The organism is Asanoa sp. WMMD1127 (genome assembly GCF_029626225.1).
Lineage (GTDB): Bacteria > Actinomycetota > Actinomycetes > Mycobacteriales > Micromonosporaceae > Asanoa.
Genome location: NZ_JARUBP010000001.1, coordinates 7,513,486 through 7,526,013 on the forward strand (window position 1 = coordinate 7,513,486; position 12,528 = coordinate 7,526,013).

At 72.0% G+C, this 12,528-nt stretch carries 17 protein-coding genes; 5 read left to right on the forward strand and 12 right to left on the reverse strand.

The window, feature by feature from the left end:
* The first annotated feature begins 94 nt into the window (after nucleotides 1-94).
* Both O7635_RS35810 and panB read left to right on the forward strand, forming a co-directional pair.
* Nucleotides 95-1,897, forward strand: coding sequence for an NAD+ synthase (locus O7635_RS35810; RefSeq protein ID WP_278084917.1), 1,803 nt, complete (start codon nucleotides 95-97; stop codon nucleotides 1,895-1,897).
* Nucleotides 1,898-1,998: 101 nt separating this feature from the next.
* Nucleotides 1,999-2,829, forward strand: a complete 831-nt coding sequence (gene panB / locus O7635_RS35815) for a 3-methyl-2-oxobutanoate hydroxymethyltransferase (RefSeq protein ID WP_278084918.1) — start codon at nucleotides 1,999-2,001, stop codon at nucleotides 2,827-2,829.
* Here the strand turns inward: panB and O7635_RS35820 are convergent.
* From O7635_RS35820 to O7635_RS35840, 5 genes are all read right to left on the reverse strand, one after another.
* Nucleotides 2,812-3,555 carry a helical backbone metal receptor gene (locus O7635_RS35820; protein ID WP_278085663.1) on the reverse strand — a complete coding sequence of 248 codons (744 nt, stop codon included), beginning with the start codon at nucleotides 3,553-3,555 and terminating at the stop codon, nucleotides 2,812-2,814. The two genes, panB and O7635_RS35820, sit on opposite strands and share 18 nt — an antisense overlap.
* On the reverse strand, nucleotides 3,552-4,244 hold the full coding sequence (npdG, locus tag O7635_RS35825; RefSeq protein ID WP_278084919.1) for an NADPH-dependent F420 reductase: 693 nt from the start codon (nucleotides 4,242-4,244) through the stop codon (nucleotides 3,552-3,554). The genes O7635_RS35820 and npdG overlap by 4 nt, the downstream gene beginning before the upstream one ends.
* 32 nt (nucleotides 4,245-4,276) lie before the next feature.
* Nucleotides 4,277-5,722, reverse strand: coding sequence for an RNB domain-containing ribonuclease (locus O7635_RS35830; protein WP_278084920.1), 1,446 nt, complete (start codon nucleotides 5,720-5,722; stop codon nucleotides 4,277-4,279).
* A gap of 44 nt (nucleotides 5,723-5,766) precedes the next feature.
* Nucleotides 5,767-6,447, reverse strand: a complete 681-nt coding sequence (locus O7635_RS35835; protein WP_278084921.1) for a hypothetical protein — start codon at nucleotides 6,445-6,447, stop codon at nucleotides 5,767-5,769.
* A gap of 87 nt (nucleotides 6,448-6,534) precedes the next feature.
* Entirely contained in the window at nucleotides 6,535-6,666 is a 132-nt protein-coding gene (locus O7635_RS35840) for a hypothetical protein (protein ID WP_278084922.1), read from the reverse strand.
* Between the two features lie 241 nt (nucleotides 6,667-6,907).
* Here O7635_RS35840 and O7635_RS35845 point away from each other — a divergent pair, with 241 nt between their 5' ends.
* A complete protein-coding gene (locus tag O7635_RS35845; RefSeq protein WP_278084923.1) occupies nucleotides 6,908-7,372 on the forward strand; it encodes a MarR family transcriptional regulator in 465 nt (154 codons plus the stop codon).
* Between the two features lie 158 nt (nucleotides 7,373-7,530).
* Nucleotides 7,531-8,295, forward strand: coding sequence for an aldo/keto reductase (locus O7635_RS35850; RefSeq protein ID WP_278084924.1), 765 nt, complete (start codon nucleotides 7,531-7,533; stop codon nucleotides 8,293-8,295).
* A 218-nt stretch (nucleotides 8,296-8,513) separates the two neighbouring features.
* Here O7635_RS35850 and O7635_RS35855 read toward each other — a convergent pair whose 3' ends face one another.
* The 6 genes from O7635_RS35855 to O7635_RS35880 all read right to left on the reverse strand — a co-directional run bounded on the left by O7635_RS35855 (nucleotide 8,514) and on the right by O7635_RS35880 (nucleotide 11,199).
* Nucleotides 8,514-9,206, reverse strand: a complete 693-nt coding sequence (locus O7635_RS35855) for a cation transporter (RefSeq protein ID WP_278084925.1) — start codon at nucleotides 9,204-9,206, stop codon at nucleotides 8,514-8,516.
* A complete protein-coding gene (locus O7635_RS35860; RefSeq protein WP_278084926.1) occupies nucleotides 9,206-9,535 on the reverse strand; it encodes a metalloregulator ArsR/SmtB family transcription factor in 330 nt (109 codons plus the stop codon). Before O7635_RS35860 ends, O7635_RS35855 begins: the two co-directional genes overlap by 1 nt.
* Nucleotides 9,536-9,585: 50 nt before the next feature.
* Complete coding sequence (locus O7635_RS35865) at nucleotides 9,586-9,903, reverse strand: DUF1048 domain-containing protein (protein WP_278084927.1); 318 nt, start codon at nucleotides 9,901-9,903, stop codon at nucleotides 9,586-9,588.
* A gap of 1 nt (nucleotide 9,904) precedes the next feature.
* Nucleotides 9,905-10,261 carry a DUF1048 domain-containing protein gene (locus tag O7635_RS35870; RefSeq protein ID WP_278084928.1) on the reverse strand — a complete coding sequence of 119 codons (357 nt, stop codon included), beginning with the start codon at nucleotides 10,259-10,261 and terminating at the stop codon, nucleotides 9,905-9,907.
* Nucleotides 10,258-10,584 (reverse strand): PadR family transcriptional regulator, encoded by a 327-nt coding sequence (locus tag O7635_RS35875; RefSeq protein ID WP_278084929.1) that lies wholly within the window; start codon nucleotides 10,582-10,584, stop codon nucleotides 10,258-10,260. The genes O7635_RS35870 and O7635_RS35875 overlap by 4 nt, the downstream gene beginning before the upstream one ends.
* Before the next feature lie 387 nt (nucleotides 10,585-10,971).
* Entirely contained in the window at nucleotides 10,972-11,199 is a 228-nt protein-coding gene (locus tag O7635_RS35880) for a hypothetical protein (protein ID WP_278084930.1), read from the reverse strand.
* 154 nt (nucleotides 11,200-11,353) lie between these two features.
* Here O7635_RS35880 and O7635_RS35885 point away from each other — a divergent pair, with 154 nt between their 5' ends.
* Entirely contained in the window at nucleotides 11,354-11,689 is a 336-nt protein-coding gene (locus O7635_RS35885; RefSeq protein ID WP_278084931.1) for a hypothetical protein, read from the forward strand.
* A gap of 151 nt (nucleotides 11,690-11,840) precedes the next feature.
* Here O7635_RS35885 and O7635_RS35890 read toward each other — a convergent pair whose 3' ends face one another.
* Entirely contained in the window at nucleotides 11,841-12,374 is a 534-nt protein-coding gene (locus O7635_RS35890) for a hypothetical protein (RefSeq protein WP_278084932.1), read from the reverse strand.
* Nucleotides 12,375-12,528 lie beyond the last annotated feature (154 nt).

Here is a 12,528-nt window from a genome sequence, read left to right on the forward strand (position 1 = left end):
GTCTCGTTACGCCAACGTTACGGTAGGACGATGCCTGCCGATGCACGGCCCTTGTGACCCCGATCCCCGTGCCGGCCGGTGAGAGGATTGGACCATGCCCACGTTGCGCATCGCGCTCGCCCAGGTGAACCCGACGGTCGGCGACCTCGCCGGCAACGCCCGCATCGTCCGGTCCACCACGCGCGCCGCCGCCGACGCGGGCGCCCGCCTCGTCGTGTTCCCGGAGATGATGCTCACGGGCTACCCGATAGAGGACCTGGTGTTCCGCCAGTCCTTTCTGACCGCCACCTGCGCGGCCATCACGCGGCTGGCAGCCGACCTGGACGCCGACGGGCTCGGCGAGATCCCCGTGGCGGTCGGCTACCTCGACGCCGACGGGCCGCCCGCGGTCAACGTCGCGACCGACCCGTCCGCCGGCCCGCGCAACGCCCTGGCGGTGCTGCACCGGGGCCGGGTCGCGGCCCGCTACTTCAAGCATCACCTGCCCAACTACGGCGTCTTCGACGAGGACCGTTACTTCGTGCCCGGCAACACCCTGGTCGTGGTCCGCGTCGACGGCATCGACATCGGGCTGACGATCTGCGAGGACATGTGGCAGGTCGGTGGCCCGTTCGCGGCAGCCCGCCGGGCCGGGGTGGGCCTTGTGCTGACCGTCAACGGCTCGCCGTTCGAGCTGCACAAGGACGACACCCGGCTGGCGCTGGTGCGGCGACGGGCCGCCGAGGCCGACGCGACGGTGGCCTACCTGAACATGGTCGGCGGCCAGGACGAGCTCGTGTTCGACGGCGACTCCATGATCGTCTCGGCCGGCGGCGAGGTGCTGGCCCGTGCGCCGCAGCTGGCCGAGCACCTGCTGGTGCACGACCTCGACCTGCCGCTGGGCCTGCTGCCACCGCCGCCCTCGACACCGCCGCTGGCTCCGGCCGCGCGGGTCGAGCTGGCCGGCGACGAGATGGGCATCGAGCGGGTGCACATCTCCGACCCGCACCGCGCGCTGGCGGAGACCCCGGTATCGGGCGGCCAGGCCGAGCGCCTGACCGACGAGGCGGAGGTGTGGGGCGCGCTCGTGCTCGGGCTGCGCGACTACGTCCGCAAGAACGGCTTCCGCAAGGTCGCGCTGGGCCTTTCCGGTGGCATCGACTCGTCGGTGGTCGCGGCCATCGCCGTCGACGCCCTCGGCGCGGCCGACGTCATCGGGGTCTCGATGCCCAGCCGCTACTCGTCGGGCCACTCCCGGGACGACGCGGCCGAGATGGCCAAGCGCACGGGGCTCGAATACCGCGTCCACGAGATCCAGCCCATGGTCGACAGCTTCCTGGCCACGATGTCGCTGTCGGGCCTCGCGCTGGAGAACCTCCAGGCCCGCGTCCGCGGCGTGATCCTGATGTCGATCTCCAACCAGGAGGGCCCGCTGGTGCTCACCACGGGCAACAAGAGCGAGCTGGCGGTCGGCTACTCGACCCTCTACGGCGACTCGGTCGGCGGCTTCAACCCGCTCAAGGACGTGCCGAAGACCCTGGTCTGGAAACTCGCCCGCTGGCGCAATGACGAGGCGCTGCGGATCGGCGAGGAGCCGCCGATCCCGGAGAACTCGATCGCCAAGCCGCCGAGCGCGGAACTGCGCCCGGACCAGCTCGACAGCGACTCGCTGCCCGACTACGACGAGCTCGACGCGATCCTGCTGTCCTACGTCGACGGCGACAAGGGCCGCGCCGACCTGATCGCCGCCGGCCACGACGCGGCGGTCGTCGACCGTGTCCTGCGCCTGGTCGACCTGGCCGAATACAAGCGCCGCCAGTCGGCCCCCGGCACCAAGATCTCCATCAAGGCCTTCGGCCGCGACCGCCGCCTCCCGATCACCAGCCGCTGGCGCGAGACCGGCCCCGACGAGGTGTGAAAGATTCCACGCTCGTCTCTCCGCCCGGCCGTTCCGGTGGGACCATCGGAAGGTGCCCAGGGACCGCATCGGTGCGGCCTTGAGGCGAGAGGAGAGCTGCTATGCCGGAGCAACCGTCCCTCTACGGCGGGCCCCCTAACCGCCGCGTACGCACCCGGGAGCTGATCGCCGCCAAGGAGCGCGGCGAGAAGTGGCCCATGCTGACCGCGTACGACCAGTACACGGCCGCGATCTTCGACGAGGCCGGTATTCCCGTGCTGCTCGTCGGCGACTCGGCCGCCAACAACGTGTTCGGCTACGCGACCACCCTGTCGGTCACCGCCGACGAGCTCCTGCCGCTCGTCAAGGCCGTGGTCCGGTCCACGAGCCGGGCGCTGGTCGTCGGCGACCTGCCGTTCGGCTCCTACGAGGAAGGGCCCACCCAGGCCCTGCGCACCGCCGTCCGGTTCATGAAGGAGGGCGGCTGCCACGCCGTCAAGCTCGAGGGCGGCCGGCGCACGGCGGCCCAGATCGAGGCGATCACCGCCGCCGGGATCCCGGTCATGGCGCACATCGGGTTCACGCCGCAGAGCGAGCACACGCTGGGCGGCTACCGGGTGCAGGGCCGGGGCGACGCGGCCGAGGAGGTGATCGCCGACGCGCACGCGGTGGCCGAGGCGGGCGCGTTCGCGGTGGTGCTGGAGATGGTGCCCGCGCACGTCGCCAAGCGGATCACCAACGAGATCGCCGTGCCGACCGTGGGCATCGGCGCCGGTCCCGAGACCGACGCCCAGGTGCTGGTGTGGCAGGACATGGCCGGGATGCGCACCGGCAAGCTGCCACGGTTCGTCAAGCAGTACGCCGACCTGCGCGGGGCCCTGCGGGACGCCGCGACCGCGTTCGGCGACGAGGTGCGTGGCGGGCAGTTCCCCAGCTCAGAGCACAGCTTCTAGCACCGCCCGGGCCTCCGCCAGGGACGGGCCGTACCAGGTCAGGTGGCGGCCGCTGACCAGCGCGTGCGGCAGGCCCGGGAACGCCTCCGGGCCGTCGTCCGCGGTGAACGCGTAGGGCTCGTCCGGCAGCACGACCAGGTCCGCGCCCGCCGCCCGCAGCTGTGCGAGCGGTGGGCGCGGATAGCGTTCGGCCGCGCCCGCATAGACGTTGTCCACGCCGAGCCGGGCCAGCAGGTCGCCGGCGAACGTGTCGGCGCCGAGCACGATCCAGGGTCGCCGCCAGACCGGGATGACCGCGCGGCGGCGTACGCCGGTGAACGGGTGTGACCAGGCCTCGCGCGCGGCCCGCAGCCAAGGCGGTTCCGGCGGACCGAGCGCCGCCATGAGCCGCTCCAGCGAGTCCAGCGCGGCGTCCAGGGTCCGCGGATAGGTCACCCAGACCGGCACGCCCGCGGCCCGCAGCGCCTCGACGTCCTCCCGGCGGTTCTCCTCCGCGTTCGCCAGCACCAGGTCGGGCGCGGCCGCCCGTACCCGTGCGAGGTCCGGGTACCTCGTGCCTCCGACCCGGGCGACGTCAAGGCCCGCCGGCTCCACGCACCAGTCGGTGGCGCCCACCAGCAGGTTTGGCGCCGTATGGGCGACCGCCTCGGTCAGCGACGGCACCAGCGAGACGACCCGCCGCGGCGGTGCGGCGAGCGGGACGGGCGTGCCGAGGTCGTCGTTCAGACGTCGGTCACCCGGAGCCCGGCGTGCGCCTTGTAGCGGCGGTTGATGGCGATCAGGTTGGCGGTGAACGCCTCGATCTGGTGCGCGTTGCGCAGCCGGCCGGCGTAGATGCCGCGCATGCCCGGAATCCGCGCCGCGAGCGCGGCGACCACCCCGGCCAGGTGCCGGTCCTCGCTGCAGATCAGCACGTCGAGGTCCATCGACTCGACCGCCGGGTCGGCCAGCAGCGGCGCGCTCACGTGGTTGAACGCGGCGGCCACGGTCGACTCGGGCAGCAGCGCCGCCGCCTGCTGCACGGCGCTGCCCTCGTCGACGTGCAGCGGGTACGGCCCGTGGCTGTCGAAGCCGAGCGGGTTGACGCAGTCGACGACCAGCTTCCCGGCGAGGGCGTGGCGCAGCCCGGCCACGGTGTCGCGGTGACCGGCCCACGGCACGGCGATGATCGTCAGGTCGGCCGCGGCGGCCACGTCGGCGTTGGCGCCGCCCTCGACCGCCCGGGTCACGCCCGGCAGCGCGGAGATCTCCTCGGCGGACGCGGTCGCCCGGGCCTGCTGGCGCGAGCCGATCAGCACCCGCTGGCCGGCGCGGGCCAGCCGGTAGGCCAGGCCGCGGCCCTGGTCGCCGGTGCCGCCGATGATGGCGACGGTCAGGCCGGTCACGTCGGGCAGGGTGCTGGGGTCGTAGGCCATGCTGGCATCGTCGCAAAAGATCGCCCGCGGCGTCACTTCCGGGTGAACTGCACCGTCCGTTTGACCGGGTCGGCGGTGACCAGGGTCACCCGGACCCGCTCGCCGAGCGGGAGGTCGCCGGTGCACCGCGCGCGGACCGGTGGGGCGTCGAGCGCGACCGTGCCGCCGGGCTGGCGGCCGTCGGCGGCGTCGGCCGGCGCCGGGGCCGTGCGGCGGGGGCTGTCGACGTCGACCACGGCCGCGTCGAACGTCTCGCCGATCCGGTCCTGGAGCAGCACCGCCTCGGTCAGGTCGACGGCGCCGCGGGCGGCCGCGCCGCTGACCCGGTCGGTCGCGCTCATCACCTTGGGCAGCTTCGGCAGCGCGGCGCGGGCCCACTCCGGGACGTCCTGCGCCGCCGTGAGGGCCAGGCAGACCTCGGTGGCGTACCGGTCGGCCAACCGGCGCAGCGGGGCCGTCACGTGGGCGTACGGGGCCGCCACGCCACCGTGCCCGGACTGCTCCGGCGGCTCGCCGTCGAAGGCCGTGTAGCCGGCGCCGCGCATGAGCTCGGCCGCCTGGTCGAGGAACGCGGCGCCGCGCGGGTCGGCCGCGTCGACGGCGCTGATGACCCGGCCCACCGGCGCGCCCGCCGGCCAGTCGATGCCGAGCGCGTGCGCGGCGGCGCGGAGCCGCTCGACCGCGTCCGGGTCCGGCGGCGGCATGGTGCGCAGCAGGCCCACCCGGCCGGCGAGCATGATGTCGGCCGCCGCGACGCCGGTCAGCAGCGAGATCTGCGCGTTGTGCTCCTCGGAAGGCAGCGGCGCCCGCAGCACGAGCCGGTAGCCGGCCCCGTCGGGCTCGATCTCCTGTTCGGGCAGCGGCAGGTTGATCGCGCCGCGGTCGAGGCCGCGCTCGACGAGCCGGGCGCCGATCTCCGGCAGCAGGGCGATCGGCTCGGGGGCGGTGCCCGCGTCGAGCTGGCCCTGCACGGTGCCGTAGTCGAGCTGGGCCCGGCTGCGCACGAGCGCCCGTTCGAGCGTGACGGCCGTGGTCGCGCCGTCGGCGTCGAGGTCGATGGTCCACAGCACGGCGGCGCGGGTGCGCTCCGGCAGCAGGCTGGCCGCGCCTTCGCTGAGCGCGACGGGGTGCAGCGGGACGTTGCCGTCGGGCAGGTAGACGGTCTGGCCGCGGCGCCAGGTCTCCGCCTCGAGCTCGCCGCCGGGGCGCACGAAGGCCGCCACGTCGGCGATCGCGTAGTGCACGCGGTAGCCCTGCGGGCGGCGGCTCAGGCACATCGCCTGGTCGAGGTCGCGGGAGCCGACCGGGTCGATCGTGACGAACGGGATGTCGGTGCGGTCCGGCCGCTCGGGCAGCGGGGCGGCCGCCGCCTGCTCGGCCTCGCGCTGCGCCGCGGGCGGGAAACTGTCGGGCAGCTCCAGCTCGCGACGCAGCGCGGCGAAGTCGAAGTGGGGCGCTCGGACGCGTCGGGTCACCACCGGTACTTCATACCAGCTCCCGAGCGCCCCGCTCGGGTCGTGCGTTATCGGCTGCTCGACCGGCGCGCGGTCGTCTTGCGCGGGCTGGCCGCCTTGCGGACCGTGCTCTTGCGCGCGGTGCTGGTGGTCCGCTTGGTCGCCGTGGACTTGCGGGCGGTGGTGGTCTTCTTCGCCGCCGTCCGCTTCGCGGGCGCCTTCTTGGCGGTGGTCCGCTTCGCCGGCGCGCGCTTGGCGGCCGTCTTGGCGGTGGTGGCCCGCTTGGTGGCCGTCTTGCGCGCGGCGCTGGTCTTCTTCGCCGTCGTCTTCTTCGCCGCGGTCTTCTTGGCGGTGGCCCGCTTGGCGGGGGCCTTGGTCGCCGTCTTACGCGCCGTGGGGCGCGTCGTGGTCTTCTTGGCCGCGGTCTTGCGCGCCGTCGTGGCCTTCTTCGTCGCCCGCTTGGCCGTGCTCTTGGCCGCGGTGGTGGTCCGCTTCGCCGCGGTGGTGGCCCGCTTGGCGACGCCCGTCTTCTTGGCGGTGGTCTTCTTCGCCGTCGCCCGTTTCGCGGGCGCCTTCTTGGCGGTGGCCTTGCTGGTGACCGTCTTGCGGGCGGGCGTCTGCGCGGAAACGGTCTTCCGAGCGGTGCCCGAGGCGCGGGACGCCGCGCTCGTACGCTTCGCCGCGGTGGGTTTCCTTGTCGCCGCGCGTTTCGCGGCCGTCGGTTTCTTGGCCTTCAACGCTTCGGCCATGGTGGGTTCCTCCTTGCGAGACGTGCGTGGGTCCGGCTCCGTCGCGGAGACCACGGAGTTGCTCGCCGTGACGACTTGCCGCGGCGCCTACCTCTCCTCCCCTGCCCAGCGGCGGTCCTCCTCGTCCCACGCCTCGTTGCGCTCCTGCACGGATTGCAGGGCGTTCTCGGCGTCGGCCTTGGACCGGTAGGGACCGAGCACGTACCTCGCGGGGCACACGTCAGCATCGGTCTCGACCCTGTGATGACGGGTGCACCAGAAGTACTCCGTCCCACGTCCGCTGTCGCTCATGGGATCACTGTGCACCGCAAAACGGCCAAGCGCCACCGTTTCACACAAAAAGAGGGGTCACATCCACTGTAGACCCGCTGCGTCGGGTACGGACGCAATCGCCGCGTGCGTGTCCCGACCGAGTGAAGGGCCGCGATTCTGGGCCCTTGTACGCCTGTAACATACAGTCATGAACGCGGACGACTCCGTCATCGGTCGGATCGAGACCGAGGTCGCGCTCCTCATGCGCTTCGGCGAGGCGACCCGACGGGCCATCCCCGTGGAAGCCCACCGTTCCCTGGACCGGGCGGCCTACGTGATCCTGCGGCACCTCGACGAGGCCGGCCCGCAGAACGTCTCCGCGCTCGCCACCCGCCTCAACCTCGACGGCTCCACCGTGACCCGGCAGGTCGGCGCGATGGAGCGCGACGGCCTCATCGCCCGCGAGGCCGACCCCAGCGACGGCCGGGGCACGCTCGTCTCGGCCACCGCGGCGGGCCTGCGCCGGATGTCCGTTGTGCGGGCGGCCCGCGCCGAGCTCTACGACGAGATGCTGGCCGACTGGTCCGACGGGGATCGCGCCGAGCTGGCCACGCTGCTCAACCGCCTCAACGAGGCCCTGGCCGCGCGGAACCGGGCCCGCCGCCGCCCCTGAGGGCACTACGCCGTCGAGTGGTGCGCGGGCGGCGACGAGACGTTCGGGGGCACGGAGGTCGGCACGCTCGACGAGGTGGTCGAGGCCTTCCTGGCGTACGCCCGGCAGGATCCCGCATCGTTTGCCCAGCGCGAGTGGACACGGGTAAAGCTGTAGGCATGCGGGAGATCCAGATCGCGCCCGGCGTGGCGATGCCGATGATCGGGCTGGGCACGGCGGGGCTGCACGGCGCGGGCGGCGGGCAGGCCGTGCGGACCGCGCTGGCACTGGGCTACCGGCTCGTCGACACGGCGACGGCCTACGGCAACGAGCGCGAGGTGGGCCAGGCGCTGCGCGACGTCGACCGCTCCACGGTTTTCCTGACCACCAAGCTGCGTCCCGAGGACGCCGGCCGGGAGCCCGCGGTGCTGGCGGCCAGCCTGCACGCGCTGGGCGTCGACCACCTCGACCTGTGGCTCATCCATTGGCCGGTGTCGGGTGGGGCCGGTGTGGCGTCGTGGTCGGCCATGCTGGAAGCCCGCGCCGAGGGCCTGGTGCGGGCGGTGGGCGTGTCCAACTACTCGCCGGCGCTGGTCGACGAGCTGATCGCGGCGACCGGCGAGGCGCCGGCGGTCAACCAGATCCCGTGGAGCCCGTCGCTGCACGACCCGGCGCTGCTGGCCGCCTTCCGCGACCGCGGCGTGGTGGTCGAGGGCTACAGCCCGCTGCGCCGCACGAACCTCGACCATCCGGCGTTGCGGTCGGTGGCCTCGTCGCGCGGCGTACCGGTGTCCGAAGTGGTCATCGCCTGGCACCTGGCGCACGACGTGGTGGCCATTCCGCGATCGGCGGACCCGGAACGGCAGCGCAGCAACCTGGCCGCCGCTTCGCTGCGCCTCTCCCCCGCGGAGGTCGCCGCTATCGACGCGCTGGCCCAGGGCTGACCCACAACGCGGCCAGTCGCCGGGCCCGCCCACTCGAGCACCTCGCCGAGGCTGTGCAGGTGTCCCCGGCGGAGCGCGTACGTCATCGACGACAGCAGTCCGCAGGCGGCGACCATCGCCACCGACAACCCGATCACGATCCCCCGCCTGCCCATGGGTTCCACGGTCGCGCCGGTCGGCAATGGCGCGACGTCGCCTTCGGCGCGGTGCGGCAACGATTATCGCGGATCGTCCACTGTGTCTGGAGCGCAACAACCGTCGGCGCAACCGGATTCCGGTCGCGGCCCGGCCGTCGGCGCGCAGCACGCGTCGCCCTTCCACGCCTCGCGGCCCTCCTTCACCGCGACCGCGGCGATGACCAGGGCGGCGACGGGGTCGGCCCACGACCAGCCGAACAAGCTGTTGAGACCGAGACCGACGAGCAGGACACCGGAGAGGTACGTGCACAGCAGCGTCTGTTTCGAGTCGGCGACCGCCGTCAGCGAGCCGAGCTCCCGGCCGGCGCGGCGCTGGGCGTAGGACAGCAACGGCATCACGGCCAGCGACACCGCCGCCAGCGTCAGGCCGATGGTCGAATGGTCGGCCTCGGCGGCACCGACCAGCGCGCGCACCGACTCGATGGTGACGTAGGCGGCCAGCGCGAAGAACGAGACCGCGATGATCCGGAGGGTCGTCCGCTCGCGGGCCCGCGGGTCGGGCCCGGCGAACTGCCACGCCACCGCGGCCGCCGACGACACCTCGATGACCGAGTCGAGGCCGAAACCGATGAGCGCGGTGGACGAGGCGGCGGCGCCGGCGCTGATCGCGACCACCGCCTCGATGACGTTGTAGGCGATGGTCGCCGCGACGAGCAGGCGGATCCGCCGGGCCAACACGGCCCGGCGGTCGCCCGGCGCCAGCTCGATCGCCATCAGCAGCAGCCGTCGGTCTCCGCGTCGGCGCAGGCCGCCGGGTCGACCACCAGCACCAGGTCGAGCAGGTCGCCGAGGGCGTGCCGCAGCCGACCGTCCGCGAGCTCGTAGCGCGTGCGCCGCCCCTCCGGCACCGCCACGACCAGACCGCAGCCGCGCAGGCAGGCGAGGTGGTTGGACAGGTTCTGCCGGGTGACGCCGAGCAGGTCGGCCAGGTCGGCGGGATAGCCGGGCGCCTCGCGCAAGGCCAGGAGCAGCCGCGCTCGCGTCGGGTCGGACAGGGCGTGCCCGAACCGGGCCAGTGCCGAGCCGTGCGTCGTCGTCCGCATGCCGCTTACCGTACAGCGTCGGATGTATTCAGCCAAAGCTGAACCGACGATCAGCTCCCGGCCTTCCCGGTGACGGACTGCTGGTAGAGGTCGGCGTAGGTGGGTGAGTCCTTGATCAGGTCGTCGCAGAAGGCGGCGACGTCCGGGCCGATGAGCTGCATGACGCCCTTGCCGGCCGCGACGCCCTCCTCGAAGAAGTCGACGATCCCGGGGAGCAGGCGGCCGTCGGCCAGGTCGACCGGTCCGACCTTGAACAGGTACTTCTGCATCTCCTTGTAGACGATCTGGTAGTCCGGCGGCAGCGCCTTGACCCGCGCGACGTGCGCCCGCCACTGCTTCTTGCCCTCGATGATGTCCTGGATGCCCACGTCAGCCTCCCAGCCTCTTCAGCTTGCGCGCGACGTTGCGGTTCAACTGCTCGCGCCAGCGGTCGCGGTAGGTGCGGGCGCCCTCTCCCCCGGCCAACGCCGCGCAGAAGCCGGGGATGTCGTCGCCGAGCACCTCGTCGATCGTCTGCCCGTCCGCCGACGCCTCCTCGAGCAGACCGAGGGCGCCGTCGAGGATCGGCATGAGGTTGCGACCCGTGAAATCGCCGTACGGGAAGAGGTTGCCCTGGATCTGTCGCCAGGCCGCCTGGTAGTCCGGTGGCAGGGCCGCCGCCCGGGCCTCGAACGCCTTGTATTCCCGGGTGAGGTCGCTGCCCGTAATGGTTTCCCAGAAGCTCATCTCCCGCCCTCCCTGAGCTTGTCGATGCGTGCCGAGACGTAGTGCCATTTCGCCCAGAACGTCTCCAGCTCGGCCCGGCCGGCGTCGTTGAGCATGTAGAACTTGCGCGGCGGGCCGACCTCGGAGGGCCGCTTGGTCACCTCGACGAGCCCGTTGCGCTCCAGCCGCAGCAGGATCGTGTAGACCGTCCCCTCGATGACGTCGCCGAAGCCGAGCTCGTTGAGCCTGCGCGTGATGGCGTAGCCGTAGGTCTCCTCGCGACTGATGATCTCGAGCACGCAGCCCTCGAGGGTCCCCTTCAACATCTCCGTCAGCTCTTCCACCGCGGCCCCTTCCTGGTACTCCGTGGCACTGAGTACTGCTATACCGTAGCACCGAGTACCGCTATACGGTAGTACCAAGTAGCGCTCGCTCTTCGGCGGTCCGGCAGGATCGCGGCTGGTCCGCGACCGCGTCGGCGAGCGCGGGAAGGTCCGGGATGAGCTGGCGGCGCTCGGCGCGCTGGCGCGTGATCCCGCGACCTTGACGGAGGCACAGCTCCTCTGCGACCAGATGGCCCCGCGACGGGCTCCGCTTCCATGCCAACGACGACGGCGGCCGACGAACGCGCGGCTTGATGGAGGAGAGCTATGACCTTCCTGCACGGCAGCTTCTCGCATCCCACGGGCTCGAGGAACGGAAGTCGGATCACGGCCGCACTGGCCGAGAACCTACCTCCGCTGTAGCGGCCGACGAGCCGTTCCCGCCCGCGGTATGGCCGGCTTCCCGAGGCGGCGCCAGAGCAACGATCGACCGAGCAGCACCCCGTAGAGGATGCTCGTCACGGCGAGAAACGCCATGGCGTAACGGCCTTGCAGCACCAGCCACGCGATCACGGGCAGCCCGAACACCGAAACCCCGAGCACCGGGATAAGCAGCGGAAGCTCCTCGAGATACATCTTCCTCACGACTCCATTGTCGAGCCGAGCCCGTTTCTTCGCCCATCGGCCATGCCCCTTGCCACCTCGCCACGGATGATTCACGCGCGACCACCGGAGGCGTACGGCACGAGCTCGATGGACTCGGCCGGCCCGGTCACCGATCATGACTCTCATGGAGCACCAGCAGGCGCCGCAGTCGGCCAAGGGCGAGGCGAAGGTCATCACGCTCTGCGGCTCGACCAGGTTCGAGGCCGAGTTCGAGGAGGTCAACCAGCGGCTCACGCTGGACGGTTGCGTCGTGATCAGCCTCGGGATGTTCAGCCTCCCCGACACAGCCGACACCTCGGCCCTGAAGGAGCGGCTCGGCGAGGTGCATTTCCAGAAGATCCGCATGGCTGACGAGGTGTACATCGTGGACCCGGGCGGCTACCTGGGCGAGTCAACCCGAAAGGAGATCGCCTACGCGGAGTCGCTCGGCAAGCCGGTCCGGTATCTGAGCTGCGAGTGACGATGCGGCCGAGTTCCTGGGCCGAGTCGGGGCCGCTGAGTTGGCCGCTCAGCCGGACGTGCTGGCGGAGTCGCGGTCCGAACCGACCGGCGTCGGCTGGTCGGAAGCGGACAAGGATGCTGCTGGTGAGGTCGCGACCGTGGCCAGCCCGTCAGCGAGGTTCGCCGGTCGCGGGCGACCCGGTCCCTTCGGGATGCCGGCCAAGGGTACCGCCGAGGTAGAACGGCAATTCCTCAAGAGAGCGACCCATCGACCGACGGATCGCATTCAGCAGAATCAGTTGTGCGGCCGCCGCGGGCCGCGACGCCTCGGTCAGCGTCTCCTCGTCGACCGGGTTCGACACCGGGTCCCGAGTGGAGACCGTATCGAGGAAGATTCCGACAGCTTTCCCGAACCCGTCGATCGCGCGCGCGACGCTGAGCGGAGCGACCAGGCTCGCGGAGGTGAGCGACACGCTCCAGGCGCCCCAGTCGACGTCGACCGGCGTTCCAGCCAGGTGCGCTCGCCGCAGCGCCATCATGAAGCGGGAGTATTGGGAGAGCAGCTCCTCGTACGCCCGCAACTGCTTGTCGCGCAGCCAGTGACGCTCTTGAACCCGACGAGTCACCATCCCGCCCACGAGGACACCGAGCGTGGCCGAGACCGCGCCGCCGAAGGTCGTGCTGATGACCGCCGCCGCATCCACGCACAACAGTTTGACAGCGATGTATGGCGCGAGCCAGATCAATTGCCGCCGAGGCCGACGGCAGGGTTCCGCTCCCCATGCGAATGGCCGCACGGCTCCCCTGCCTACCCCGAACCGCACACCTGGCCGGACCTATAAGAGGATCCAACCGCGA

Coding starts and splice junctions, on each gene's coding strand:
- O7635_RS35810 (WP_278084917.1), top strand. CDS start 95: ATGCCCACGTTGCGCATCGCGCTCGCCCAGGTGAACCCGACGGTCGGC.
- panB (WP_278084918.1), top strand. CDS start 1,999: ATGCCGGAGCAACCGTCCCTCTACGGCGGGCCCCCTAACCGCCGCGTA.
- npdG (WP_278084919.1), bottom strand. CDS start 4,244: ATGGCCTACGACCCCAGCACCCTGCCCGACGTGACCGGCCTGACCGTC.
- O7635_RS35835 (WP_278084921.1), bottom strand. CDS start 6,447: ATGGCCGAAGCGTTGAAGGCCAAGAAACCGACGGCCGCGAAACGCGCG.
- O7635_RS35845 (WP_278084923.1), top strand. CDS start 6,908: ATGAACGCGGACGACTCCGTCATCGGTCGGATCGAGACCGAGGTCGCG.
- O7635_RS35850 (WP_278084924.1), top strand. CDS start 7,531: ATGCGGGAGATCCAGATCGCGCCCGGCGTGGCGATGCCGATGATCGGG.
- O7635_RS35855 (WP_278084925.1), bottom strand. CDS start 9,206: ATGGCGATCGAGCTGGCGCCGGGCGACCGCCGGGCCGTGTTGGCCCGG.
- O7635_RS35860 (WP_278084926.1), bottom strand. CDS start 9,535: ATGCGGACGACGACGCACGGCTCGGCACTGGCCCGGTTCGGGCACGCC.
- O7635_RS35870 (WP_278084928.1), bottom strand. CDS start 10,261: ATGAGCTTCTGGGAAACCATTACGGGCAGCGACCTCACCCGGGAATAC.
- O7635_RS35880 (WP_278084930.1), bottom strand. CDS start 11,199: ATGTATCTCGAGGAGCTTCCGCTGCTTATCCCGGTGCTCGGGGTTTCG.
- O7635_RS35885 (WP_278084931.1), top strand. CDS start 11,354: ATGGAGCACCAGCAGGCGCCGCAGTCGGCCAAGGGCGAGGCGAAGGTC.